Origin of the sequence: Microtetraspora sp. AC03309, from assembly GCF_020826795.1 — a bacterium.
Lineage (GTDB): Bacteria > Actinomycetota > Actinomycetes > Streptosporangiales > Streptosporangiaceae > Microtetraspora > Microtetraspora glauca.
Map to the genome: position 1 here is coordinate 24,972 of NZ_JADDIL010000074.1, position 23,838 is coordinate 48,809.

The window sequence follows — 23,838 nt, forward strand, 5'->3', positions numbered from 1 at the left end:
CTTCCTTGCGGTTCTGCGGCGGGGAACGGACGGGGAGATCGGCGGGGCGGGGTCAGTCGCGCTCGACGGTGTCCTCGAGCACGATGCGGCCGATGATCGCGAACTTGGCCGGGTTCCTGGCCTTCAGATAGAGGGCGAGTCCGGCGCCCAGCGCGGCGAACGCCAGCACGATCCAGGGGATGAGGCGGAACAGCAGGGTCTTGGACGCGTCGCCCGCCGCGGCCTCCTGGTTCTGGAAGAGCAGCAGGACGACGAACAGCATGGCCAGCCCGCCGGTGAGCGGCGCGATCAGGGTGCGGAAGACGTTGGCCGTCTCGGGGTGCTTCTTCTTCACGTGGAAGTAGCCGATCACGGAGAAGGAGCAGAGCGACTGCACGATGAGGATCGCCAGCGTCCCGAGCACCGCGAGCAGCGTGTACAGGTGGATGTAGGGGTCCATGCCCGCGAAGAAGAACGCGAGGACCAGCACCACGGAGATCGCGGTCTGGATGAATCCGGCGATGTGCGGCGATCCGTGCTTGGGGTGGGTGGCTCCGAGGGTGCGGCCGGTGCCCGGGATCAGGTTCTCCCGGCCGAGCGCGTAGAGGTAGCGCGAGGCGCAGTTGTGGAACGCCATCGAGCAGGCGAACGAGCCGGTCAGGATCAGCACCTTGAACAGGTCCACGGCCCACGCGCCGACGAGTTCCCTGGTCGGGTTGAAGAAGATCCCGGCGAACTCGGTGGCGGCGAGCTCGGGCGCCTTCACGCCGTTGGCGGCGACCGTCATCCAGGAGATGAACGTGTAGAAGAGGCCGATGCCGACGACGGAGACCAGCGTGGCCTTGGGCACGATCCTCTTGGGGTCGCGCGACTCCTCGCCGTACATCGCGGTGGACTCGAAGCCCACCCACGACCAGAAGCACATGAAGAGCCCGAGCCCGACGGCGCCGGCCGCGAGGCCGTTCGACTGGAAGGCGTTCAGCGGGTTGATCGACGAGATCATGAAGCCGTCGGGGCCGCCTCCGTGGAACAGCGTCACGGTCGCGGTGAGGCCCAGCATGAAGATCTCGGTGATCAGGAAGAAGCCGAGGACCTTGGCGGTGAGGTTGATGTCGAAGTAGGTCAGCACGGCGTTGAGGCCGAGGCCGACGAAGGCGAACACCAGCCAGTGGACGTCCACCCCGGCCATGGTCAGGAACGTGTCGTGGGCGGAGTAGGCGAAGAACCCGATGAGTGATGCCTCGAACACGACGTACGCCATGGTCGCGAGCAGGCCGGCCACCATGCCGACGACCTGGCCGAGGCCGTGCGAGATGTAGCCGTAGAAGGCGCCGGCGGAGGTGATGTGCTTCGCCATCGCGACGTAGCCGACCGAGAAGACGGTCAGCACGATGGTCGCGAACAGGTAGCCCGCAGGGGCGCCGAGGCCGTTGCCGAAGCCGAGCGCGATCGGCACGTTGCCCGTCATGGCGGTGATGGGAGCGGCGGTGGCGACGGCCATGAAGATGACGCCGGCCAGGCCGACGGCGTCCTTGCGCAGACGGCTGACGCCCTGTGTTCCGGTGGGAGGCTCGGCAGGCGAGACCGCCCGCGTCTCAAAGGTGCTCACAGGTGGGCCCTCCGGAGAGACCGTTGTAGGGGGGGATGATGTGTGCCAAGTCACACAAGGTGCGCAAATCGTGCCACCCTATGGTCGGCCCGAGCAAGACCCGTGGTGTTTCCGAATCCGCACAGAAAGAGCCATTGACGTTTTATGGTCGCCCGGCTAACTATTTGGTCCTACCGATTGACGGACCGATGGGACCGGGATGCTGGACTACGGGCTGTTCACCTTCGCGTCGAAGGACGAGGTGCTGGAGAAGTCCTCGACGTACTGGAATCCGGGGAAGACCCGGTTCTGGGTCGACTCCGGGGTCCCCCTGGTCATCGACCGCAGAGAGGGCTACTTCCTCTACGACGTCTCCGGCCGGCGCCTGATCGACGTGCACCTCAACGGGGGCACCTACAACCTGGGCCACCGCAATCCCGAGGTCGTGGCCGCGCTGAAGCAGGCCATGGACCACTTCGACATCGGCAACCACCACTTCCCCTCCCTCGCCCGTACGGCTCTCGCCGAGGCGCTGATCGCCTCGGCGCCCAAGGGTATGAGCAAGGTGATCTACGGCAGCGGCGGCGGCGAGGCCATCGACATCGCGCTCAAGACCGCGCGGCACGCCACCGGGAAGCGCAGGATCGTCTCGATCGTCAAGGCGTACCACGGGCACACCGGCCTGGCCGTCGGTACCGGGGACGACCGGTTCGCCAAGCTGTTCCTGGCAGACCGGCCGGAGGAGTTCACCCACGTTCCGTTCAACGACCTGGCGGCGATGGAGTCCGCGCTGCGCGCCCGGGACGTGGCTGCGGTGATCATGGAGACCATCCCCGCGACATACGGTTTCCCGCTGCCGGCGCCCGGCTACCTGGAGGGCGTCAAGCGGCTCTGCGAGACGTACGACGCGCTCTACATCGCCGACGAGGTGCAGACCGGGCTCATGCGCACCGGCGAGCTGTGGGCGATCACCAAGCACGGCATCACGCCCGACATCATGGTCACCGGAAAGGGCATCTCGGGCGGCCTCTACCCGATCGCGGCCGTCCTGGTCAGCGAACGCTGCGCCGGCTGGCTCACGGAGGACGGTTTCGCCCACATGGCCACCTTCGGCGGCGCCGAGCTCGGCTGCGTCGCCGCGATGAAGACGCTGGAGATCTGCAACCGGCCGCAGACCCGCTCGATCGTCCACCACGCCTCCGACCTGATCGGGCGCGGCCTTGAGCGCATCCGGGCCGACCACCCCGGCTGGTTCACCGGCATCCGGCAGAACGGCCTGGTCATCGGCCTGGAGTTCGACCACCCCGAGGGCGCCAAACACGTCATGCGGCAGCTCTACGACAACGGCGTCTGGGCGATCTTCTCCACCCTCGATCCCCGGGTGCTGCAGTACAAGCCGGGCATCCTGATCGACCCGTCGCTGGCCGAGGAGATGCTCGACCGTACGGCCCACGCGATCGCGCGGGCCGCGAAGGAGGTCCACCGATGAGCGGCCGGACGGCGACCGCGGGCAACGGCCTGCTGGAACGCGCGAGGTGGGCCTCCCGTGCCTTCGCCCGCTACGACAGGGCGACCGTGGACCGGATCGTCGCGGCCGTCGCCCGGACGGCGGCGGACAACGCGACCCGCTACGCCGAGTGGGCGGTGCGGGAAACCGGGTTCGGCGTCGCCGAGCACAAGGCGCTGAAGAACGTGGCCTGCTCGACCGGGCTGGCCGAGGCGTACGCGGGCCACGACTACGTGTCGCCGCGCACCGACGCCGCCGAGAAGATCATGTCGATTCCCCGGCCGGCCGGCGTGGTCTTCGCGCTCACGCCGTCGACGAACCCGGTCGCCACGGTCTACTTCAAGATCCTCCTGTCGCTGATGACGAGGAACGCGATCATCATCAGCCCCCATCCGATGGCCAAGGAGTGCTGCTCCGACGCCGCGCGCACGCTGGCCGAGGCCGCCGTCGCCGCGGGCGCCCCCGACGGGGTCGTCCAGGTCATCGAGGAGCCGGAGCTGCCGCTCGTCGAGGCGATGATGGCGAGCCCGCTCGTGGACGTCGTCGTCGCGACCGGAGGGACCCCGGTCGTCCGGGCCGCGTACCGGTCCGGCAACCCGGCGCTCGGCGTCGGTCCCGGCAACGTCCCGGTGCTGGTCGACCGCAGCGCCGACCTGGAGTCGGCGGCGCGGCTGATCGTGGACAGCAAGAGCTTCGACAACTCGATCCTCTGCACCAACGAGTCCGTGCTCATCGCCGAGGACGCGGTCGCCGACCGGCTCGTGTCGCTCATGCGCGGCGCCCACCTGCTGTCCGGCCCCGACCGCGACCGGGTACGCGACGCGCTCTTCCCCGGCGGGTCCTTCGACACCCGCTTCGTCGGGAAGGACGCGACCTGGATCGCCGAGCGCGCCGGCGTACGCGTGCCGCCCGGGACGAGGGTGCTGCTCGCCCCCATCGACCTCGCCGTGCCCGAGGAGCCGCTGGCCCACGAGAAGCTCTGCCCGGTGCTCGGCCTGCTCCGGGTGCCCTCGGCGAGGAGCGGGATCGACGCGGCCAGGGCGGTGCTGCGCATCACCGGAGCCGGACACTCGGCCGCGATCCACAGCACCGACCCGCGCACGATCATGGAGTTCGGCGCGGCGGTCCCGGTGCTGCGGATCTCCGTCAACGCCGGCAACAGCCTGGGCTCCTCCGGAGTCCACACGAACCTGCCGATCTCCATGACGATCGGCACCGGGTACGTCGGCGGATCGTCGGCGGGGGCGAACCTCCAGCCGGGCGATCTCGTCGACTGGACCCGGGTCGCCTACCACGTGGACGCGCCGTTCGGCGACTTCGCCGGGCTCGATCCGTGGGCGCCGCCGGACGGACCGGTCCCGCGCTATCCCGAGCCGTCCAACGCCCGCCGTACGTCCGCGGCCGCACCCGGGACGCCGTCCGGAGACCCGGGCGCGGGCCCGTCCGGCCCGGGTTCGTCCGGCCCGGGTTCGTCCGGCCCGGGTTCGTCCGGCACGGCGCAGGACACGCTGCGCGACGAGATCAGGCGGCTGATCCTCGAAGAGCTCGCGTCGCTGGTGAGGTCCTGACATGGCCGAGTTGCGCTCCTTCATCTTCATCGACCAACTCCAGCCGCAGACCATGTGCTACCTCGGCACCTGGATGCGCGGCGCGCTGCCCCGGCTCAACCAGGCGGCGCAGATCATCGAGATCGCCCCGGGCCTGGACATCGAGCCGCTCACCGACGTGGCGCTCAAGCACGCCGACGTGAAGGCGGGCGTGCTGGTCGTCGAGAGGCAGTTCGGCTACCTGGAGTTCCACGGCCAGATCGGCGAGGTCAGGGCCGCGGCCGGAGCGGTGCTCGACGCGCTCGGGGCCACCGTCGCCGACGCGGTCGCCCCCCGCATCCTCGCCTCCGAGATCGTGTCGAGCCTGGACGGGCAGCACGCCTTCCTCATCAACCGGAACCGGGTCGGCTCGCTGGCCCTGCCGGGAGAGTCGCTGTTCGTCCTGGAATGCCAGCCCGCCTCGTACGCCATCCTCGCCGTCAACGAGGCGGAGAAGGCGGCCGAGGTGAAGGTCGTCGACTACCGCATGATGGGCGCCACCGGCCGGGTGTACCTCTCCGGCCGCGAGTCCGACGTACGGCAGGCCGCCGACGCCGCGCGGCAGGCCCTCGGCGACCGCGTGCCGTCACCGGGAGGCCGGAGATGACCGAGCCGGACGAGCTTCGCCTGCTGGTCAGGGAGGTTCTGCGCGACCTTCTGCCCGCGGTGCTTCCGGCCCTGGCGGGGCGGTCCGCCGCCGGTGCGACACCGGTCGCGGAGCCTGTCGTGGAGCAGGTCGCGGTCGGGGCCGACGGCGACCTCACCGCCTTCGCCCTGCGGATCCTCGACCTCGCGACCGATCCGGAGCGCAGCGCCGACCTGCGTGCCGGACGGCTCAGGTTCCGCCTGGACCCGGCGACCGCCCGGACGGAGGCACCCGCCGAGCCCGCCGAGCCCGCTGTGGCGGCGGTGGTTCCGCCGGAGACCGTGCACCGTCACGAGAAGGGCGCCGTCACCGAGCGCCATGTCGCGGCCGCGGCGGCGGCGGGCGCGCGGCTGGTCCTCGGGCCGAGGGCCGTGCTCACCCCGCTCGCCAGGGAGCGGGTGCGCGCGAGCGGCCTCGCCGTGGAGAGGGAGGACTGATGCTGCGCGGCACCGTCACGGCCAGCGTGTGGGCCACCAAACGCATCGACGGCGTACCCGGAGGCGCCTTCCTCGAGGTCGAGCTCGACGGCGGGGCCGCCCTGGTCGCCTTCGACGTGCTCGGCACCGGCATCGGCGAGCGGGTCCTGATCGTCCAGGGCTCGGTGGCCGCCTCCTGGTTCTCCGCGCGGCAGATACCACCGCCGATCGACGCCCTGATCATCGGTTCCATCGACGACCCCCAATGAGCGGCATCCCCGCAAGCGACCCCGCCTGAAGGAGAAAACGACAATGGCGAACAACGCGATCGGCCTGATCGAGACCAAGGGTTACGTTGCGGCGCTCGCCGCCGCCGACGCCATGGTCAAGGCGGCCAACGTGACCATCGTGGGCCGCGAGCAGGTCGGCTCCGGGCTCGTGGCCGTCACCGTCATCGGTGACGTCGGCGCGGTCAAGGCGGCGACGGAGGCCGGCGCCGAGACCGCGTCCAACGTCGGCGAACTCGTCTCGGTCCACGTCATCCCGCGCCCGCACGCCGACCTGACGCGCGCCTTCAACGTCTCGACCGGTGAGTAGCGCCCCCGCCTCCCCCCGCCCCCGTGCGCGCGCCGCCAAGGCGGCGCCCGCCCCCGTGGAACCCACCTCCGGGACACCCGCGTCCGAGACCCCGCCCGCCGGCCGGCGGTCCGCGGAGTTGCGGGTCTACCTGCTGGTGGAGAACCTGCGGCGGCAGTTCACGGCGGCGATGGCGGCGCCCACCCGCGCCCGCGGCTACCCGCCGTACGAGGGGCAACACGCGCTCATCGTCGAGGTCGCCCCCGGCCTGGCGATCGAGCGGGTCATCGACCTCGCGCTGCGCGCCGTACCGTCCGTCGAGCCCGGCATCCTGTTCGTCGAGCGGCAGTTCGGCGTGCTGGAGGTGCACGGCTCCTCCCTGGACGACGTACGGCGGGCCGGCCAGGCCATCCTCGACGGCATCGGCGCGTCGGCCGGAGACCAGCTCCGGCCGCGCATCCTCTACACCGACGTCATCGAGGAGATCACCGACCAGCACGCGGTGCTCGTCAACCGCAACCGGCAGGCGTCGATGGTGCTGCCGGGGGAGACGCTGCTGGTCTGCGAGATGACCCCTGCGCTGTTCGCGACCGTCGCGGCCAACGAGGCCGAGGCGGCCGCGCCCGACATCACCCTCGTCGACGTGCAGATGATCGGGTCGGCCGGGCGGCTGTACATCAGCGGCCGTCCCGGCTCCGTACGCGCGGCCCGCGACGCGATCGTCCGGGTCCTGGAGTCCGTCGAGGGCCGGGATCACTGAAAGGCGCCGGACGGCCCCGGCCGGCGCCTCGGCGAAGATCCGCGGGATGCACCCGGAAACGATCCAGGAACGTCCCGCGATGTGCGAAGGGCCACGACCTGGAAGCGGGCCGCGCCCGCGGCCCACCCATAGGAGCCACGAGAGCCCTAGGAGAACGAATGCAGGTCCACGACCTGTCCGGGGGAGACGACGTGCTCGCCCGAATCGAGAAGGTCGCCCGCGGCGCCCTCCGGCGGTACGACGTCTCCGCGGACGCCGACGTGAGCCTCCTCAACGTCTCGGAGAACGCCACCTTCGCGGTGGACGACCGCGGATCCCGGACGATCCTGCGGGTGCACCGGCTCGGCTACCACTCGCCGGAGGCGATCGCCTCCGAACTCGACTGGCTGGGCGCGCTACGCGCCGAGGCCGGGATACGGACCCCCACGGTGCTGCCCGCCCGCGACGGATCGCGGGTCGTCACCGTGGAGGATCCGGGGGCCGAGCCGCGCCGATGCGTGATGTTCGAGTTCCTCCCCGGCGCGGAGCCCGCCGAGGACCGCCTGGTCGAGGAGTTCGAGCCGCTGGGGGCGATCACCGCGCGCATGCACCGGCACGCCCGCGGGTGGGCACGGCCGGCCGCGTTCACCCGCTTCCACTGGGACGCCGACGCCGCGTTCGGCCCGGCCCCCCGGTGGGGCAGATGGCAGGACGGCGTGGGCGTGGACCGCGAGGCCCTCGCCGTGCTCTCCCGGCTGGAGGCGGAGTTGCGCGACCGGCTGGCGAGGTTCGGCAGGGGGCCGGAACGCTACGGCCTGATCCACGCCGACCTGCGGCTGGCCAACCTGCTCGTCGACGACGCCGCCGGGACGAGCGTCATCGACTTCGACGACTGCGGCCTCGGCTGGTATCTCTACGACCTCGGCGCGGCCGTCAGCTTCATCGAGCACCATCCCCTGGTGCCGCGGATGATCGACTCCTGGGTCCGCGGCTACCGGACCGTGCTCGACCTCCCGCAGGAGGACGAGGACGAGATCTGGACGTTCATCATGCTCCGCCGCCTGCTCCTGGTCGCCTGGATCGGCTCTCACTCGGCCGCCGACGTCGCCGGGGAACTGGGCGCCGGGTACACCCACGGCAGCTGCGAGCTCGCCGAGCGTTACCTCACCGGATCACTCTGAAACGGACTCTGAAGGAGTGCGTGTGTTCACCTCAGTCGCGGGTCGGTCGGTCGTCGTCACCGGCGGAAGCAAGGGCATCGGCAAGGGCATCGCGCGGGTCTTCGCCCGTGCGGGCGCGAACGTGCTGATCGTGGGCAGGGACGAGAGCGGCCTGAAGGCGGCGGCCGAGGAGCTCGGCGCGACCCACGTCGTCGCGGACGTCTCCCGCGCCGACGACTGCGCGCGGATCGCGGAGACCGCCGCGGAACGGTACGGCGGCGTGGACGTCCTCTGCGCCAATGCCGGGATATTTCCTGACAAGAAATTGGCGGACATGACCGAGGCCGACATCGACGAGGTCTTCGGCGTCAACCTCAAGGGCACCATGCTTACCGTACGGGCGTGCCTGCCCGCGCTGGAGGCGTCCGGACGCGGGCGGGTGATCCTGACGTCCTCCATCACCGGCCCCTTCACCGGGTTTCCCGGCTGGTCGCACTACGGCGCGAGCAAGGCGGGCCAGCTCGGCTTCATGCGTACGGCGGCGCTGGAGCTGGCGTCCAAGGGCATCACGGTCAACGCCGTCCTGCCCGGCAACATCATGACCGAGGGCCTGGCCGGCCTGGGGGAGGAGTACCTGCGCTCCATGGAGGCCGCGATCCCGATGCGCAGGCTCGGCTCGGTCGAGGACATCGGCAACGCCTGCCTCTTCCTCGCCACCGACGAGGCGGCGTTCATCACCGGACACTCCCTCGTCGTGGACGGCGGCCAGGTCCTGCCGGAATCGCAGGAAGCACTCGACGTAGTGTGATCTAATCGGGCGGACCTATGGTTCTTCATGGTTCTTCATGGTTCGCCGCCGTTGAATGAGGTGAGTGAGGTGTCCCGCGACCTGGACGGCGAGTCCGCGGTCGATACGGCTCGGCAGGAGGTCCTCCGGCTGATCTCGACTGGCGAGCTCCAGCCGGGGCAGCGGCTCGGTTCCGAGCGGGAGCTCGCCTCCCGGATGGGCGTCAGCCGTACCACCCTCCGCACGGCGCTCGGCCTGCTCGAACAGGTCGGCACCGTGCGCAGGGTGCCCGGCCGCGGCGGAGGCACCTTCGTCAGCGGCACCAAGGTCGAGCGCGACCTGTCGAGCGTCGTGGGCGTGCCCGACCTGCTGCGCGAGCAGGGGTTCACCGCCGGGTCGCGGGTGGTCAGGGCCACCATCGCGGGCTCCGACGAGCCGACGGCGGCGGCCCTCGGCATCCAGCCCGGCGACCTCGTGACCGAGATCGTCCGCATCCGGTTCGCCGACGGCGTCCCCCTGTCCCTGGAGCAGGCGCGGTTCCCCGCGATGCGCTTCCCCGGCCTGCTGGAGCAGCCGCTCGGCGGATCCGTCTACGAGCTGCTCGCCGGCCAGTACGGCGTACGCCCCGCCGCCGCGCTGGAGCGCATCGAGGCGGTGTCGGCGGGTGAGGAGGAGGCGGCGGTCCTCGGAGTCGAGCCGGGCGTCCCCGTGCTGGCCATCACCCGCACCACGTCGGACGAGCAGGGCGTCCCGTTCGAGTTCTCGCAGGACGTCTTCCGGGGCGACCGCACCCGCATCCTCGTCCATGTCAGCGGGGCGACCGGCACCACGCACTCGGCACGCGAGCAGGGACGGCTGGTCCGCTTCCCGGACGAGCGGCCGAAGGACTGACCGTCTCCGCGTGCCCGGCCGTACGCCGGGGTAGGGGTCGGGGCAGACCCGCGCGAGAGGAATCCCCGCCGTGGACCGCATCCCGCCGGACCGCATCCCGCCCGCCCCCGGCCCGATCAGGATCGCGAGCGCGCCCGTCAGCTTCGGCGTCTACGCGGCCGAGGGCGCGGCGATCGGCCCCGACGAGATGCTCGCCACGATGCGCGACGCCGGATACGCCGGCACGGACTCCGGCCCCATCGGCTATCTGGGGACCGGAGCGGAGCTGGCCGGGCGGCTCACGCGGTACGGCCTCGGCCTGGCGGGCGGCTGGGTGGACCTCCGGTACGGCGACGCAGGTGGGTTCGAGGAGGACCTGGCCGCGCTGGACGCGGCCCTGGACGTCTTCGCCGGGGTCCCCGTGGACGACGCCAGGTTCGCGCCGCGGCCGACGCTCGCCTGCCCGCCGAACCTGGCCAGGTTCGCCCGGCCCGGGGCGCCGGTGGACCCGGGGCTCGGGCTGACCCATGAGGAGTGGGCGGGCTTCGCCGTCCGGGTGCTCCGCGCCGCCGCCCGGTGCAGAGACCGGGGCCTGGAGCCCGTCTTCCACCACCACCTCGGCACCGACGTGGAGACCCCCGGGGAGATCGAGCGGCTCCTCGAACTGACCGACGTGTCCCTCTGCCTGGACACCGGGCACCTGTGGCTCGCGGGCGGCGATCCGGTGGCCGCGATCGGCCGCTGGGCCGGCCGGATCCGGCAGGTGCACGTGAAGGACGCCTCCCGCGACACGCTCGCCCGGGTCCGCGCGGCGGGCGGCGACCTGTGGGAGGCCGTCCGCGGCGGGGTCTTCCCGCCGCTCGGCGCGGGTGACCTCGACGTCGAGGGCGTGGTCCGCGAGCTCGGGCGGGCCGGCTACGAGGGGTGGGTCGTCGTCGAGCAGGACGTCGCCGGCGGCGGCAGGGATCCGGGCCGGGTCGCCGCCGACCAGCGGGCCAACCTGGATCGGCTGGCCCGGGCGGGGCTGGTCGGCGGCCACACGGTCCGCTGACCCCGCGATCTCCTCACGGATACTGGTTCGGGATGATTCGATCACGAATCGGTGACCGCTCCCCCCGAACCGCGATATTTCGTGCTTCGGCGCGGCAGGGTGGGAGCCATCCCCACACGATGGAGGCGACAGGTGGCTCTGGCTCGGGTGGCGCGACTGCCCGCCTCGGCGGCCCTGCCGTACACGCTGCGACGGGACACGGCGGGCGCGGCGGCACGGGAGGGGGCCCTCGCGGCCTTCCGCGGCGCGCACAGGACGACCACGGTGGCGAAGGTCCTCGCGACCGCGTCCCGGGTGGCGACGCGCAAGCGGCCGGTCGCCGCGCTCAACGGCGTAGCCGCGAGCGACTGGTTCTGCTTCGACGCCAAGGACGACGCCACCGAGAAGTGGTACCCCCAGGGCCTGTCGTGCGGCTCCGACGCCGGACTGAGCAGCCCGTCGGCGTTCGCGGTCAGCTGGTACTGGAAACCCGACCCCACGGCCGAGCCGGAGCGGGGCATCCGGGTCAGCTTCCTCAACGTGGCCACGCTCCGGTACGCCCATGTGCTGCTGGTGGAGCCGGACGCCGACGGGAACCCCACGCCGATCAACGTGCACGCGGGCGGGCTCGTCTGGTACAAGGACCTGCTCTACGTGCCCGACACCACGGGCGGCCTGCGGATCTTCGACCTGCGCGACCTGAGCGAGGGCGGGCTCTTCGGCTACTCGTTCATGCTGCCGCAGTCGGACATGTGGCACTGCGACCCGGCGCTCGGCGCGAGGTTCTCGTTCGCCTCGCTGGACCGGAGCGCCGACCCCGTCCTGCTCGTGTCCGGCGAGTACCTCACCTCGGGCACCGGGCGGGTGGTCCGCTGGGCCCTCGCCGCCGACGGCACCCTCGCGGCGGACGCGGACGGCACGGCCGTTCCGGTCGACGCGTACAACAGCCCCGGCCAGAAGATCCAGGGCGCGGTCTCCTACAAGGGGCGCTGGTACTTCAGCCAGTCCGGCGGCACCGGCGCGAACGACCGGCTGCTCACCGCGCTCCCCGGGCAGGTCGTACAGGAGCGCAAGTACCCCAAGGGGCCGGAGGACCTCACCGTGTGGCGGGGCAAGAACACGGTCTGGACCGTGGCCGAGAAGCCCAGGGGCCGGGTCATCTTCGGCGTCCCTTTGTAACCCGCCGTCACCACGTATCGTGGCCGCATGGTGCTCGAACCCGGCGGCAGGGACGTGAAGATCACCAACCCGGACCGCGTGGTCTTCCCGCGGACGGGACACACCAAGCGCGACCTGGTCGCCTACTACCAGGCGGTGGCCGAGGGGGCCCTGCGCGGCGTCGCGGACCGTCCGGTGATCCTCAAGCGGTACGTCCACGGCGTCGAGGACGCGCCGTTCTTCCAGAAGCGGGCACCCGCGAAGCGGCCCGAGTGGATCGAGGTCGTGGAGTTCTCCTACCCCTCCGGGCGCAGCGCCGACGAGGTGGTCATCCGCGATCTCGCGCACCTCCTCTGGACGGTCAACCTGGGCTGCGTCGACCTCAACCCTCATCCCGTACGCGCGGCGGACCTCGACCACCCCGACGAGCTGCGGATCGACCTGGACCCGGTGCCCGGCGTCGGGTGGGAGCAGATCGTCAGGGTCGCCCTGCACGCCAGGGACGTGCTGGAGGACCACGGCCTGGCCGCCTGGCCCAAGACGTCGGGCTCGCGCGGCTTCCACGTCTACTCCCGCATCGCGGCCCGGTGGACGTTCCGCGAGGTACGGCGGGCCGCCGAGGCGGTCGCCCGCGAGGTGGAGCGGCGCGCCCCCGAGATCGCGACCAGCCGCTGGTGGAAGGAGGAGCGGCAGGGCGTCTTCGTGGACTACAACCAGAACGCCAGGGACCGGACCGTCGCCTCGGCGTACTCGGTGCGGCCCACCGGTCACGTCTCCACACCCCTCCACTGGGACGAGGTGGAGCGGTGCCGCCCGGACGCGTTCACGCTCACCACGGTCCCCGACCGCCTCGCCGGGACCGGCGACCCCTGGGCGCCCATGGACGAGACGGCCGGATCACTGGACGGGCTGCTCGAACTCGCCGAGGCGCAGGGCCCCCGGCCCGCGCCCGCCAATAAGGCCAAAGAGGCCAAAGAGGCCAAAGCGGCCGAACACGCCGCGGACTCCGCGGACTCCGGGGAGACCAGGGGCCGCCGCCGTTCGGTCATGCCCCTCATCGAGATCGCCCGCGCCGAGACCGTGGACGAGGCCATGGCCGGGTTCGAGCGCTGGAAGGCCCGCCATCCCGGCGCCGCCCGCCTGCTCAGGCCCGCCGACGTGCTCGTCGACTCCATGCGCGGCCGCAGCTCCACCTGGACCCGGATCCGGGTGAACCTCCAGCACGTCCCCGAGGCGGAACGACCCGACCAGGAGCCGCTCGACGTCGACTACGACCCCTGGCGCGGCCGGTAGACCTCCCACAGCTCGCCCAGGAAGAACCGGCCGAACCTGGCCAGCGCGGCCGTGCCCCCCGGCCCCTCCGTACGGAACGTCGTGAGCATCCGGGCCAGGTCGGACGGCAGCACGTGCAGCGTTCCCGCCGCGAGGACCGGCGTGCCGTCGTCCTCCATCTCGTCGGCCGGACGGCCGTCGAGCAGCCGCGCGAGCATCGTCGTGGTGTCCGGCCACACCCGGGTCGGCGGGCCGGGACGCACGTCCTTCCAGCCCACGAGGGTGCGGGGCCGGCCCTCGCCGTCGGTGAACTGCAACCGGTAGCGCATCTCCCTGCGGTCCGGGCTGTCGCCCGGGGCGAAGAGGTTGAACCAGCCCCGCTCGACCGGACGCCGGCCCCCGCATGCGGCGGCGTCGATCCATCCCTCGGCCCGGGCGGGATGCTCCGGCTCGGCCAGGAAGCGGTCCACGTCGTCGGCGGTGACCGTCAGCCGGAACGCGAACCGGCCCCCCTCGGGCATGCCGTCGAGCTCGCGCGGGTCGGTCGCGCCGGGGGCGAGGAAACCGCGCATCTCCTCCACGAACGACAGCGACGTGCGCCCGCCCGACCGGTCCGGGCCACCCAGATGGGCCGGTCCGTCCGGGCGGTCGCACGCCGCGTCTCCCCCCACACCCGCCGGGAGGACCGGTGGCCCGGCCTCCAGCAGGCGCGTACACATGCGGTCCGCGAGGGCCGCGATCGTGAGCGACGGGTTCGCCCCCACCGGGCCCGGCATCGCGGCCCCGTCCGCGACGAACAGGCCGGGGAAGCCGAAGACCTCGCCGTGGGCGTCACACACCCCCTCACCGGGGTGGCGGCCCATGGGCGCGCCGCCGAGCGGATGCACGGTGATCGTCCGCTCGCGGTGCCGCGCCGGGCTGTCGGCGTACTCGGCCCCGAGGACATGGCCGATCCGCCGCATGGTGGCCCGCACCCGCTCGACGTACACCTCGCTCGTCTCCGCCGTCCACACGACGTCGAGCCGCCCGTCCCTGAGCCTGAGCTCGCCGTCCGGAACGTCCCTGCCCATGCCGAGCAGCGGCAGCGAGCTCCCCGAGAGGTCGCCCGGCCCGAGCAGTGCGGCGATCTCCGCCGACATGTTGGTGTCGTGCCCGGCCAGGGCGCGCAGCCGGTCCACGACGAAGCGGGCCACCCGGCCCAGCTCGCCGCGCACGTCGGCGCCCTCGACCAGCCAGTCGACGAACCCCGGATAGCCGCCCTCCTCGATGTAGGCCCCCCGGCCTCCCTCGCCGTCCGGCAGCCGGATGGCGCTGGTGATGACCGGCCCGTGGCTGGCGCTGACCGGCAGCGTGCGGCTGCGGTCCCTGGCCCGGAGCAGGAAGGAGAGGATGTCGCCGTTGCCGGAGAACCGGGTGCCGAGCGTCCCGCTGAGGCCGGGCAGGCGCGCCCGGCTCTTCAGCAGCAGGTACGACGTCCCGAGCGTGCCCGCGGCGAGCACGAGACGATCACACGTGATCGTGCCCGCGGATCGCCGATCCGGATCGGCGGGGTCGTGCCGCACGTAGTCGACCGCGTACCCGCCGCCGTGCCCGCCGCCGTGCCCGCGCCCATGTCGTGGCCCGATCGTCTTGACCTCGTGCAGGGTGCGCAGGTCGGCGCCGTGGTGCCGGGCCGCGGCGAGATAGGTGTGGTCGAGGCTGTTCTTGGCCCCGTCGTTGCAGCCGATGTCGCACTCGCCGCACAACCGGCAGGTACGGCGCAGCACGCCGTGCATGCTGCCGTAATGGGGGTCGGCGACGGGCAGTCCGAGGCCCGGCTCCGCGCCGGGGGAGGGGGCGAAGCTGATCGCCAGCGGCGGCAGCCGCCAGTCGAGGCCCAGCTCGGCCGCCGCGTCCCGCATCGCCCCGGTCTTGAGCGTGCCCGAGTAGGCGGGCCGGTCGAACGGGTACGGTGTGACGCCGATCATGCGCTCCACCGCGTCGTAGTGCGGGTCGAGGTCGGCGCGGCTCACCGGCCAGCACTCGTACCCGCCGCCCGGCAGCGGCTCCTCGTGGACGAAGGTGTTCTCGTCCTTGCGCAGCAGCACGTTGGCGTAGATCAGCGAGCCGCCGCCGAGGCCGCTCGCCACCACCGAGTCGCAGTCGCGGAAGCTCCACACGTCGAACATGCCGTACAGGTTCTCGGCCGGGTCCCAGAAGGCGCGGCCCATCTGTGAAGGGCTGCGCGGGAACGATCCCGGCGGGTACGGCCGGCCGCGCTCCAGCACGACCACCGAGAGCCCGGCCTCGGCGAGCCGGTAGGCCGTGACAGAGCCGCCGAAACCGGAACCGACGACGACGACGTCCACATGTTCGGTGTCAGATGCCACGTCAGTGCCGCTTCAGGAAGTCGAGGATGCGCGGGAACACGTCCACGTGCGCGTTCTTGCCGATCATCGGGTCGATGTGCCCGTAACCGGGCAGGATCTCCAGCTCGTGCCGCCCGGGCGCGGCCCGCTCCAGGATCCGGTGGGCGACGATGTTGGAGTCGGTGAACACGTCGTTGTGGTCGCCCGTCAGGAAGAGGATCGGCGTGGTGACCCGCCCCGGGTTCGCCAGGTGGTGCGCGAGATAGTCGCCGGGGAGGCCGGCGTGCCGCGGGTCGCCGGGATCGTGCCGCACCACCCGTCCCGCCGTGACCATCGCCGCGACGTGCCGGTAGTAGTGCAGGCCGGACGCGCCGTTCAGGTCGGCCAGCCGCTCGTGCACGTGCGTCTCCGGGTGGAGGTTGCCGTGCCGGTACATCGCGGGCCTGCCGCTGCCCCACATGAAGCTCTGCATGTGGCAGGCCGGTTCCCGGCACTCGGGATGGGCCAGCGAGATCGCCCCGGCCAGCAGGCGACGGCGGGAGAGCGGCGGCGCGTCCGCGAACCGCGGGTCCAGGCAGGACAGGCCGACCGCGTGCTCCAGGAGGGCGGGGCCGAGCCTCAGCTTGAGCCGCGCCCACGGGTGGACCCGCGGGATCGGCCCGACGCTGTTCGCGACCAGGCTGGCGACGCCGCTGCCGGGACCGTCGTCATCGGTGTCAAGCGCGCCCCCGAACAGGCTCATGTGGAACGACACCGACCCCAGGCAGTGCGCGATCACATGGATCCGCCGCGCCCCAACGTGGCGGCGGAGTTCACGTAACGCGGCCGGGTGGTCGAAGTGCGCGATGTCGTCCAGCGTGTGCCTGCGCGTCTCGACGTTGTACGGGAACCGGTTGCTCATCCGGAAGTCGAGCGCCCAGACGTCCCCGAACCCGTTGCCGTGCAGGAACCTGACCAGGTTCGTGTGCTCCGGCATGATGAACATGTCGCTGGACGAGGTCAGTCCGTGGACCAACAGCACGACGTCGCCCTCCGACGCGCCGGCGCCGGGGTCGAGGAACCGGGTCAGTGTGAGCCCGAGATCGTCCTCGGTCGTGAACGGGTGGACCGACACGGTCGCGCCGGACACACCGTCCAGCGTGAAACGCGGAATGCTGTGGCCCATCTCGTTACTCCTCCTTGACGGCGTTCATGTTCCCAACACCGCGGGTATCGGCGGCATCGTGGAAAACCCGTACATCTCCCGTACAGACGTCACTCAGGTTCAAGGGAGTTCCGTACGGGCCGGACGGGCCGGTCCGGATCGGGGACGGGCCGGCTCGGATCAGCCGGAACGACTCAGGGCCGTCGCCACGCCGACCCGCGACGAGACGTCGAGCTTGGCGAAGATCCGCGAGAGGTGCGTCTCGACGGTCCTGACGCTGAGGAACAACCGCTGCGCGACCTGCTGGTTGGTGAGCCCGTCGGCGACCAGCATGGCCACCTCCAGCTCCCTCGGAGAGAGCCCGAACGGCGTGTCCGCCTTCCCGGCGGGCGCGCCCGCGACCCGCACTCCGAGGCGGCGCAGCTCGCGGTCGGTCCGCGCCTTGAGGTTCCGCGCGCCGCACGTCTCGAAGGCGGCGGCCGCGGCCTTCAGGTCCTCCCGGGCCCGCGCCCGCTCCCCGGCCTCCAGGTGCGCCAGACCGGCGACCAGCAGGGCCCGCCCGGCGTCGAGCCGCCGCTCCGCCACGGCCAGCAGGCCGGCCGCCTCCCGCGCGGCCGCCGCGGCGCGGGCCGGTGCGTCCGCCCGCAGCGCGTGCGCCCGGGCGAGCGGGATGAGCCCACGGAAGGCGGGCAGGCCGGGATCCTCGAGCGTGGCGGCCCGGTCCGCCCAGGCCGCTGACTGGTCCTGGCGTCCGAGCTCCGCCGCCGCCCGCGCGAGCGTCTCGCAGCAGAGCAGCAGCGTCCCCCGGTCCAGCCGGGGCGCGGAGAACCTGTCACAGGCGTCCAGCACGGCCTCCGCGCCCTCCTCCAGGCGACCGGCGTTGATCAGGGCCTGGCCCCGCGCGTGCCGGGCCATCGCCCCCCAGACCTCCCCGCCGCCCACGCCGCGCTGTACCGCCTCCTCGCCGGCCAGGATCGCCGCGTCGTCGTCACCGGACCAGGACGCGGCGAGGCAACGCTGGGTGAGCGCGAAGACGAGCTGCTGCCCGGAGTCGAGCAGCCGCGCCTCACCCTCCGACTCCTCCGCCGTCGCCAGGGCGTCGGCCAGCCGGCCGGCCATGACCAGGGTTCGCGCCTTGCCCGCCAGAAGGTGCGTCAGGATGTAGCTCTGCCCGGTCGCCGCGGCCACCGCCGCCGCCCGGTCGAAGTGCCGCAGGGCCTCGCCGTACCTGCCGAGGTTCATCTCGGCCCAGCACAGCCACGCGATGGCGTCCAGCCACTCGGCCAGGTGGTCGTCGGGTGCGGCGGCCATCAGCCTCCCGGCCGACTCGGCGTAGCGCACGGCCTCGTCCGTACGGCCCGCCGCGTACGCCGACATGGGCCGCAGCGCCGCCACCGCCACCGCGAGGCCGGGCTCCCAGTCCTCCGCGGCGTCCGGCATCAGGTCGAGTACGGCCTGCGCCGCGTCGAAGTCGACCCGCATGAGGCTCTCGGCCACCAGCCGCATGCGCAGCGGAACGGCGGCGGCCGCCCGCGGGTTGGGCATCCGGCCCAGCTCGTCGAGGAGCAGGGCGCGGGCCTCGTGCGGGCGGTCGAGCTGGCGCTCCATCAGCGCGCACAGCCGCGCCGCCCGGCCTCTTCGGGGATAGTCGTCGCCCGGCAGCATGCGCAGGAGCTCGCGGGCGGTGTCCCGGCCCTCCGCCAACCTCCCGCTGACGCCCTGGGCCCGGCTGAGCTCCAGCAGCAGCTCCATGCGGGAGTCGCGGGTGGCGGGGGCGTCGGGCATCAGCCGTACCGCCGCCTGCAGCCAGTGCGCGGACGTGGCGGGCGCGTGCGCGGCGACCGCGCGGGCCGCGTCGACCAGCACCTCGACGGCGCGCTGGTCTCCGAACGACCCAGAACGCTCCAGATGGCCCGCCTGCGCGACGGCGGGCGCGCCCAGCGCGGCCAGCCTGGCGGCGATCCGCCCGTGTGCGGCCACCCGCCAGCCGGCCGCCGCCGACTCGTAGACGGCACGCCGGACCAGCGGATGGCGGAACCGGAACCGGCCGCCGTGCGCCCGGACGATGTCGCGCTGGGCCAGCTCGTCCAGGGCGTCGAGCGCGGACGCCCTGGGGACCTCGGCCGCGACGGCGGCGATGGCCGGGTCGAACTCGTCGGCCGCGACGGCGGCGCCCTGCGCCACCAGCAGGGCGCCGGGCGACAGCTCGCCCAGCTCGACCTGGAGCGCCGCGAGCACGGTGGGCGGCAGCGCCCCCATCGGCTCCGGCGCGTCGCCGTCCATCCTGGCCAGCGCCTCAAGGTAGAAGGGGTTGCCCCCGCTCGCCTCGTACAGGGCCCGGCCGCGCCCCTTGCTGAACCGCGGGCCGAGGAGTTCGTCGGCCTCCTCCGGGGCGAGGGGCCCGACCGTGATCTCGTGACCGCGCGCGCCCGCGCCCAGGGGCAGCGTCGCCAGCCGCGGCGGGGCCTGGGCCGGGCGGAAGGCGACCGCGAGCAGCACCGGCCCGGTCGGCGGGTGGCGCGTGACGTGGTCGAGGAACTCCAGCGAGCTCTCGTCGGCCCAGTGCACGTCGTCGAGGATCAGCACGAGCCCGCGCGGCGCCGACAGCGTGTCGACCATCTGCCGCACGGCGCGGTAGAGCCGGTAGCGCGCCAGGCCGCCCCGATCCGGGCCCGGCTCCCCGGACTCCTCCTGCGCCCCGGAACGCGCGGGTTCCGCGTGGTGCCCGGTGTGATGCGAAGTGAGGGAGGGGAACACCGTCGCCAGCAGCCGGGCCGTCGTGGGTCCGAGAATGTCCGTGATGTCCGCGCGCCGGGTCTCCAAATGGTCGTCGAGCGCGTCCACCAGCGGGCTGAACGGCATCATCTGCTCGAACTCGGCGGCCCGGCCCCACATCGTGACGCGGCCGAGGTCCGCGGCCATCGTGGCGAGCTCACCGAGCAGCCGGGTCTTGCCCGCGCCGGGCTCGCCCGCCAGCGCGAGAAACCGGAACCCGTCCCGCCCGATCGCGCCGAGCGCGTCGTGCAGAGCGCCCAGCGCGTCCCGCCGTCCGACCAGCGGCGTGGGAGCGCCCGGTACGGCTGGCCCGGCCGTACGACCCTCCATGCCCACCCCAACAACGACGCGTTCCGCGTCACGACGAGTTCACGCCGACATCATTGGTAAGGCACTTTACAGATCTTGTCCCGCGATAGCAGTACATATCATCCGGAATTGCACAAAATCCACTCTGTGCGGCACGGTGCGGCACTGTGCGGCTCAGATCCGGGCCCGCGGATCGGATCCCGGGCCGGTGGCGGTGGTCAGGGGACGGGTGGGGCCTCCGGTGCCCGTTCGTATCCCTGCTCCAGTCTCCGCTCCAGCCGGAACAGGTGCCAGTAGCCGATCGAGACGCCCCACACGACGACGAACAACCCGACGATGACGAAGCCGACGTTGTTGAGGTCGAGTCCGGAGATCCACGCCGTCGCGGGATTGTCCAGGCCGAAGTCGTCGCGCAGGATCGCCACCAGCTCGATGCTCCCGATGACCAGCGCGACCGCGACCGAGAGCCCGGTGACGGTGATGTTGTAGTACACCTTGCGGATCGGATTGGCGAACGCCCAGCCGTACGCGACGTTCATGAAGGTGCCGTCGATCGTGTCGAGCAGCGTCATCCCGGCGGCGAACAGCAGCGGCAGCACGATGATCACATGCCAGGGCAGCCCGCCGACGGCGCCCGTCCCGGCCAGGACGAGCATCGTGACCTCGGTCGCGGTGTCGAACCCCAGCCCGAACACGAGCCCGAGCGGGAACATCTGCACCGGACTCCGGACGGACCGGGTGAGCCCGCCGAGGAAGCGGTTGAGGAACCCCCGGCTGTTGAGCCGGTTCTCCAGCTCGGCCTCGTCGAAGTCTCCCCTGCGCATCCTCCGGAACACCTTCACGATGCCGATCAGGGCGGCGAGGTTGAGCAGGCCGATCAGGTAGAGGAAGCCGGCCGAGACGCCGGTGCCCAGGAAGCTCAGCACGTGGTGGGCCGTGGACCGCTCGGAGGTCAGCATCCCGACCCCGCGTGCTCCGACCAGGATGATCAGCGCCAGGATCAGGACCACGCTGGAGTGGCCGAGCGCGAACCAGAAGCCCACCGACACCGGTTTGCGCCCGCCGTCGTTCATCAGTTTGCGCGTGGTGTTGTCGATCGCCGCGAGGTGGTCCGCGTCGAACGCGTGCCGCATGCCGAGGGTGTAGGCGGTGACGCCCAGTCCGAGACCGAAGACCTGGGAGCCGATCGTGTAGTGCCCCGGCAACACGCCCAGCAGCAGCGTGCCCCAGGCGACGGCATGAAGAAGGACGATCACCGCGGCCATCGCGCCGATGCGGGTCCAGTCCCGCCGGTCGATGCCTTTGTGAGGATTCGCGGTGATCGCCCTAGCTCGATCAGAGAGCACGTCTACACCATTTCCAGGCGGGCGCGTACCTCTTTCATCTTCGCCCGGAGCTCCTCTTCGGTGATGACGTCCCGGTCCATGAGCGAGTGCGCGACGATCAGGGCCGAGCGTGTGTGAACGGGGAACCGGGCGTAGACCGACTCGCCGAGACGGTCCTCCGCCTGGCGGCGCTCCAGGTTGTCCAGCGTCCCCCCGGAGGAGAGGCACTCGCAGGTCGCCTGCATGGCGGACTCCCAGGGAGCGGGCGTCCGCTCACCGCACACCAGATCGGCACTCGTCCGTTCCTCCACGTCGCCCAGGGTGCTCATGAGCACGTCGTACGGGCGGTTTCCGCCGCTCATCGCTTGTGCCCCCCGCTCCGTCCCTTGGGCTGCTTGGGGACCTGGGAGGCGGTCACGTCCGCGCGGGGCAGCGCGACCCCGATGAGGCAGTCGCGGGTGACGATGGCGGCGAGCTGGTCCTCGTTCCATCCGTCGGTGCCCTCGGGCCGCATGGGCATCACCATGAACCGCGACTTCTGGTTGGAGTCGTGCACCCGCAACTCGACGTCCGGCGGGAGGTGCAGGCCGAACTCGGCGAGCACCTGGCGCGGCCAGCGGACCATCCGGCGGCGGTAGTTCGGCGTCCGGTACCAGTCCGGCGACATCCCGAGAACGGGCCGGGGATAGCACGAGCACAGCGTGCACACGATCACGTTGTGCACCTTCGGCGTGTTCTCCAGGACGTAGAAGAAGGTGTAGTCGCTGGGCGTCCCCTGGCCGGTCGGCTGCAGCCAGTCGACGCCCACCTCCTTGCTGGTCTCGGTGCCGTTGCTCAGCAGCCGCTCCTTGAACGCCGGGTCCAGCCAGCTCCTGGCGGTCATCCGGGAGCCCACGGTGTACGTGCGGGACTCCGCCCATTCGGAGAACCGGCGGTGGTCGTCCGCCGAGAACAGGCCCTTCTCGATCGCGAGTTCGCGCACCGCGAGTTCGAGTACCTCGAACTCGGTGAGCGGTGACTCCTCGAGCGGAGCGTGGCTGTGCGTCGTGCTCATTTCTTCCCCTTGCCTGCTGGTTCGAGCCACATCTCCGAACACTCGGTCTCGAGCGTGTCGATCTCGAAGCCGGTGTAGTCCGGCCAGAGGTCGGTCTGCTTGAAGCGCACGACGTAGAAGGGGGTGTACCGCCCCTTCTCCATGATGTCGAACGCCTCGTCCTCGGGAACGATCCACGCGGGCCGATGCTCCACCACCGTGCCGGTCTGGCCGCGGGTGAAGCCCTGGGTCCGGGTGTGGAACATCGTCGTCGCGTCGCGAACGGTGACCCTGTCGCCGACCTGGAATCGCGGGGTCATCGTCTTCATGAGCGCTTCCTTTCCAGGCGGGTCCGCACCTCGTCGAGCTTGTGGCCGAGTTCGTCGGTGGTGATGAGTCCCCGGTCGACGAGGGCCTTCGCCGCCGTCGTGATCCAGCGGGCGTAGTACGGAAGCCCGAAGTACTGCGTGGCGCCGAGGTCGTTCTCGCGGCGCCGCCGTTCCTCGGAGTTCCACACCCCACGCCACCCGAGGCATTCGCAGGTGAGGTAGGTGTTCATCTCCCAGTCCTCCTCACCCTTCTCCGTGAACGGAACGGGCGTGTCGGGCTGGCCGCCGACGTCGTGGAGCACCTTGCGCAGGGCGTCGTACAGCTCGTTGGAGATCTCGTACGGAGAGTCCAGCGGAAGGCGATCCGCGGGGCTCAGGTTCGAGGCCTGTCTCTGCAGTTGGTCGTACTGCGTCGAGGTCGTTGCCATTGAAGTCTCCGTTCATTCGGAGAATCGGTCTGAGGGCAGATACCCGTGCGGCCGTCCTGAGCGTCCCGCGAAACGCATTCTTGGCATCGGGATGCGATTTCTTGCCGGGTTCGCCGCGGGGTTTTCCCCGGCCCTCGCGCGATGTTCCGAGCCGTCCACCCGGCCGGGACAGCAGGGCGCACACGACCGCTCCCCGCCCGTGTTCCCGAGGTTCGTGACGATCGTCTTCGCAGGTAGGCGGCCTAATGTGGCCCAGTACACGACGCCGGTCCTGTCGAGTCAAGCAGCCGGGGGGATCCATGGGGATGGATCGAAACGGGGAGAGGAGTCCGGCGGAAAATCAGACGGATCCTTTCCGTCCCGATGCCGCCGTCCGGTTGCCGTCCCGCGTTTTCCGGCTCGCGACGAGAACCGCGGGGCCCTGCCGTCCAGGCGATTCAGGAACGCCCGTCGCGATGCTGTTGCTCTCCGCCGAGAGAAAGGTGGAGGAAAAGCAGAGGACCCCGGAACCTTTCGGCTCGGGGTCCTCGACGCTGGTGGACGATACTGGGATTGAACCAGTGACCTCTTCCGTGTCAGGGAAGCGCTCTCCCGCTGAGCTAATCGTCCGTGCAGGAACTGCGAGCGGAAGACGGGATTCGAACCCGCGACCCTCACCTTGGCAAGGTGATGCTCTACCACTGAGCCACTTCCGCGCGATCTCCGAGGTCTCCCTCGGCGACGCCTTCTTTACTTTAGCGGATCAGACGGGGTGTCCGTGCCATCCGCCAGAGGTGGAGACGGGATTTGAACCCGTGTACGCGGCTTTGCAGGCCGCTGCCTCGCCTCTCGGC

Annotated in this window: 22 protein-coding genes and 2 tRNA genes; 13 read left to right on the forward strand and 11 right to left on the reverse strand. The window is 71.6% G+C overall.

Annotation, left to right across the window (positions count from 1 at the left end; translation table 11 throughout):
* Positions 1-52 precede the first annotated feature (52 nt).
* A complete protein-coding gene (locus IMZ11_RS33390; protein WP_228646391.1) occupies positions 53-1,588 on the reverse strand; it encodes an APC family permease in 1,536 nt (511 codons plus the stop codon).
* A 199-nt stretch (positions 1,589-1,787) separates the two neighbouring features.
* Here IMZ11_RS33390 and IMZ11_RS33395 point away from each other — a divergent pair, with 199 nt between their 5' ends.
* The 13 genes from IMZ11_RS33395 (at position 1,788) to ligD (ending at position 13,335) form a co-directional block, all read left to right on the forward strand.
* Positions 1,788-3,056 (forward strand): aspartate aminotransferase family protein, encoded by a 1,269-nt coding sequence (locus tag IMZ11_RS33395; protein ID WP_061256967.1) that lies wholly within the window; start codon positions 1,788-1,790, stop codon positions 3,054-3,056.
* A complete protein-coding gene (locus IMZ11_RS33400; RefSeq protein WP_228646392.1) occupies positions 3,053-4,642 on the forward strand; it encodes an aldehyde dehydrogenase family protein in 1,590 nt (529 codons plus the stop codon). Before IMZ11_RS33395 ends, IMZ11_RS33400 begins: the two co-directional genes overlap by 4 nt.
* A 1-nt stretch (position 4,643) precedes the next feature.
* Positions 4,644-5,267 (forward strand): BMC domain-containing protein, encoded by a 624-nt coding sequence (locus IMZ11_RS33405; RefSeq protein ID WP_061256971.1) that lies wholly within the window; start codon positions 4,644-4,646, stop codon positions 5,265-5,267.
* Complete coding sequence (locus IMZ11_RS33410; protein WP_228646393.1) at positions 5,264-5,743, forward strand: hypothetical protein; 480 nt, start codon at positions 5,264-5,266, stop codon at positions 5,741-5,743. The genes IMZ11_RS33405 and IMZ11_RS33410 overlap by 4 nt, the downstream gene beginning before the upstream one ends.
* Entirely contained in the window at positions 5,743-5,991 is a 249-nt protein-coding gene (locus IMZ11_RS33415) for a EutN/CcmL family microcompartment protein (RefSeq protein ID WP_061256975.1), read from the forward strand. Before IMZ11_RS33410 ends, IMZ11_RS33415 begins: the two co-directional genes overlap by 1 nt.
* Positions 5,992-6,034: 43 nt before the next feature.
* Positions 6,035-6,319 carry a BMC domain-containing protein gene (locus IMZ11_RS33420; RefSeq protein ID WP_061256977.1) on the forward strand — a complete coding sequence of 95 codons (285 nt, stop codon included), beginning with the start codon at positions 6,035-6,037 and terminating at the stop codon, positions 6,317-6,319.
* Positions 6,312-7,058: a microcompartment protein gene (locus IMZ11_RS33425; protein ID WP_228646394.1), complete on the forward strand. Its 747-nt coding sequence runs from the start codon at positions 6,312-6,314 to the stop codon at positions 7,056-7,058. The genes IMZ11_RS33420 and IMZ11_RS33425 overlap by 8 nt, the downstream gene beginning before the upstream one ends.
* 158 nt (positions 7,059-7,216) lie before the next feature.
* A complete protein-coding gene (locus tag IMZ11_RS33430; RefSeq protein ID WP_228646395.1) occupies positions 7,217-8,218 on the forward strand; it encodes a phosphotransferase enzyme family protein in 1,002 nt (333 codons plus the stop codon).
* A 22-nt stretch (positions 8,219-8,240) separates the two neighbouring features.
* Positions 8,241-9,005, forward strand: a complete 765-nt coding sequence (gene fabG / locus IMZ11_RS33435) for a 3-oxoacyl-ACP reductase FabG (protein WP_228646396.1) — start codon at positions 8,241-8,243, stop codon at positions 9,003-9,005.
* 69 nt (positions 9,006-9,074) lie between these two features.
* Positions 9,075-9,875 carry a GntR family transcriptional regulator gene (locus IMZ11_RS33440; protein WP_228646397.1) on the forward strand — a complete coding sequence of 267 codons (801 nt, stop codon included), beginning with the start codon at positions 9,075-9,077 and terminating at the stop codon, positions 9,873-9,875.
* A gap of 70 nt (positions 9,876-9,945) precedes the next feature.
* Positions 9,946-10,905: a TIM barrel protein gene (locus IMZ11_RS33445; protein WP_228646398.1), complete on the forward strand. Its 960-nt coding sequence runs from the start codon at positions 9,946-9,948 to the stop codon at positions 10,903-10,905.
* 132 nt (positions 10,906-11,037) lie between these two features.
* Entirely contained in the window at positions 11,038-12,063 is a 1,026-nt protein-coding gene (locus IMZ11_RS33450) for a hypothetical protein (RefSeq protein WP_228646399.1), read from the forward strand.
* Between the two features lie 27 nt (positions 12,064-12,090).
* Complete coding sequence (gene ligD, locus IMZ11_RS33455) at positions 12,091-13,335, forward strand: non-homologous end-joining DNA ligase (RefSeq protein WP_228646400.1); 1,245 nt, start codon at positions 12,091-12,093, stop codon at positions 13,333-13,335.
* Here ligD and IMZ11_RS33460 read toward each other — a convergent pair.
* From IMZ11_RS33460 to IMZ11_RS33500, 10 genes are all read right to left on the reverse strand, one after another.
* Positions 13,311-15,683, reverse strand: coding sequence for an FAD-dependent oxidoreductase (locus IMZ11_RS33460; protein WP_228646401.1), 2,373 nt, complete (start codon positions 15,681-15,683; stop codon positions 13,311-13,313). The two genes, ligD and IMZ11_RS33460, sit on opposite strands and share 25 nt — an antisense overlap.
* A 1-nt stretch (position 15,684) precedes the next feature.
* On the reverse strand, positions 15,685-16,827 hold the full coding sequence (locus tag IMZ11_RS33465) for an alpha/beta hydrolase (protein ID WP_228646402.1): 1,143 nt from the start codon (positions 16,825-16,827) through the stop codon (positions 15,685-15,687).
* A 159-nt stretch (positions 16,828-16,986) separates the two neighbouring features.
* Positions 16,987-19,911, reverse strand: a complete 2,925-nt coding sequence (locus tag IMZ11_RS33470; RefSeq protein WP_228646403.1) for an AAA family ATPase — start codon at positions 19,909-19,911, stop codon at positions 16,987-16,989.
* A gap of 197 nt (positions 19,912-20,108) precedes the next feature.
* On the reverse strand, positions 20,109-21,236 hold the full coding sequence (locus IMZ11_RS33475; RefSeq protein WP_228646404.1) for a HoxN/HupN/NixA family nickel/cobalt transporter: 1,128 nt from the start codon (positions 21,234-21,236) through the stop codon (positions 20,109-20,111).
* Between the two features lie 2 nt (positions 21,237-21,238).
* A complete protein-coding gene (locus IMZ11_RS33480; protein ID WP_061256992.1) occupies positions 21,239-21,577 on the reverse strand; it encodes a nitrile hydratase subunit beta in 339 nt (112 codons plus the stop codon).
* Complete coding sequence (gene scnC / locus IMZ11_RS33485; protein ID WP_228646405.1) at positions 21,574-22,269, reverse strand: thiocyanate hydrolase subunit gamma; 696 nt, start codon at positions 22,267-22,269, stop codon at positions 21,574-21,576. The genes IMZ11_RS33480 and scnC overlap by 4 nt, the downstream gene beginning before the upstream one ends.
* The gene (locus IMZ11_RS45690) at positions 22,266-22,577 is read right to left on the reverse strand and encodes an SH3-like domain-containing protein (protein WP_255707465.1); all 312 of its coding nucleotides are present in this window, start codon (positions 22,575-22,577) and stop codon (positions 22,266-22,268) included. The genes scnC and IMZ11_RS45690 overlap by 4 nt, the downstream gene beginning before the upstream one ends.
* Positions 22,574-23,005, reverse strand: a complete 432-nt coding sequence (locus IMZ11_RS45695) for an SH3-like domain-containing protein (protein WP_255707466.1) — start codon at positions 23,003-23,005, stop codon at positions 22,574-22,576. The genes IMZ11_RS45690 and IMZ11_RS45695 overlap by 4 nt, the downstream gene beginning before the upstream one ends.
* A 534-nt stretch (positions 23,006-23,539) precedes the next feature.
* A tRNA-Val gene (locus tag IMZ11_RS33495) sits at positions 23,540-23,614 on the reverse strand.
* Between the two features lie 14 nt (positions 23,615-23,628).
* Positions 23,629-23,700, reverse strand: a tRNA-Gly gene (locus IMZ11_RS33500).
* Between the last annotated feature and the right edge of the window lie 138 nt (positions 23,701-23,838).

Coding starts and splice junctions, on each gene's coding strand:
- IMZ11_RS33465 (WP_228646402.1), bottom strand. CDS start 16,827: ATGGGCCACAGCATTCCGCGTTTCACGCTGGACGGTGTGTCCGGCGCG.
- IMZ11_RS33400 (WP_228646392.1), top strand. CDS start 3,053: ATGAGCGGCCGGACGGCGACCGCGGGCAACGGCCTGCTGGAACGCGCG.
- IMZ11_RS45695 (WP_255707466.1), bottom strand. CDS start 23,005: ATGGCAACGACCTCGACGCAGTACGACCAACTGCAGAGACAGGCCTCG.
- scnC (WP_228646405.1), bottom strand. CDS start 22,269: ATGAGCACGACGCACAGCCACGCTCCGCTCGAGGAGTCACCGCTCACC.
- IMZ11_RS45690 (WP_255707465.1), bottom strand. CDS start 22,577: ATGAAGACGATGACCCCGCGATTCCAGGTCGGCGACAGGGTCACCGTT.
- IMZ11_RS33405 (WP_061256971.1), top strand. CDS start 4,644: ATGGCCGAGTTGCGCTCCTTCATCTTCATCGACCAACTCCAGCCGCAG.
- IMZ11_RS33480 (WP_061256992.1), bottom strand. CDS start 21,577: ATGAGCGGCGGAAACCGCCCGTACGACGTGCTCATGAGCACCCTGGGC.
- IMZ11_RS33430 (WP_228646395.1), top strand. CDS start 7,217: ATGCAGGTCCACGACCTGTCCGGGGGAGACGACGTGCTCGCCCGAATC.
- IMZ11_RS33415 (WP_061256975.1), top strand. CDS start 5,743: ATGCTGCGCGGCACCGTCACGGCCAGCGTGTGGGCCACCAAACGCATC.
- IMZ11_RS33395 (WP_061256967.1), top strand. CDS start 1,788: ATGCTGGACTACGGGCTGTTCACCTTCGCGTCGAAGGACGAGGTGCTG.
- IMZ11_RS33470 (WP_228646403.1), bottom strand. CDS start 19,911: ATGGAGGGTCGTACGGCCGGGCCAGCCGTACCGGGCGCTCCCACGCCG.
- IMZ11_RS33420 (WP_061256977.1), top strand. CDS start 6,035: ATGGCGAACAACGCGATCGGCCTGATCGAGACCAAGGGTTACGTTGCG.
- ligD (WP_228646400.1), top strand. CDS start 12,091: ATGGTGCTCGAACCCGGCGGCAGGGACGTGAAGATCACCAACCCGGAC.
- IMZ11_RS33410 (WP_228646393.1), top strand. CDS start 5,264: ATGACCGAGCCGGACGAGCTTCGCCTGCTGGTCAGGGAGGTTCTGCGC.